Raw genomic sequence first — 512 nt, 5'->3', positions numbered from 1 at the left:
ACCGTGATACCGCCTTTATAAAATAATTTTGAATTAGTCATTTCCGAAAACGCAAGCTGCATCGCACCAGCGGTAACACTTTCTGCAATGGAAATGGTTTGATCACAACCCATAAATTCTTCATTGATTTGTTCCAAAAGGATCTTGTTAAATTCCATGATACTTTATAATATAGATTTTACGAACTTAAAATTGATCTGTATTTCATTAATGTATTAACGAACTTAGGGTAGTGTTTATTCTTTAAATGATGGCTACTTTATATTATTGAAAACAAGCCATACAGCTGATAGTGTATGGCTTGTTTAAATTTTATATGTTTAATCTTCCTGCTGGGCATCAAAATTAATGTTAGTCTCTGCAATCTCCGTAAGGTTATAGTCTGTATCTTCTTCCTCCTGCAGTGTTTTTTCTAACAGCTCAGCAGCCTTATCATGTCCCATAGTAATAGCAAGTTGCGTTAGGCCTCCATAGCTTGCGATCTCGTAATGTTCTACCTTCTGCGCCGCGAT

At 35.7% G+C, this 512-nt stretch carries 2 protein-coding genes; both read right to left on the bottom strand.

Annotated elements, in window-relative coordinates; all coding sequences use genetic code 11:
- On the bottom strand, nt 1–158 hold a 158-nt coding region (locus AC1Q7L_RS22125), incomplete at its 3' end, for a CinA family protein (RefSeq protein ID WP_492329400.1).
- A gap of 162 nt (nt 159–320) precedes the next feature.
- Nucleotides 321–512: YciE/YciF ferroxidase family protein (locus tag AC1Q7L_RS22120; protein ID WP_492329399.1), on the bottom strand; the 192-nt coding region annotated here is incomplete at its 5' end.

This window comes from Chryseobacterium sp. GW823-FHT05E08 (genome assembly GCF_058795655.1).
This window is presented reverse-complemented; position numbering and strand designations above follow the sequence as displayed.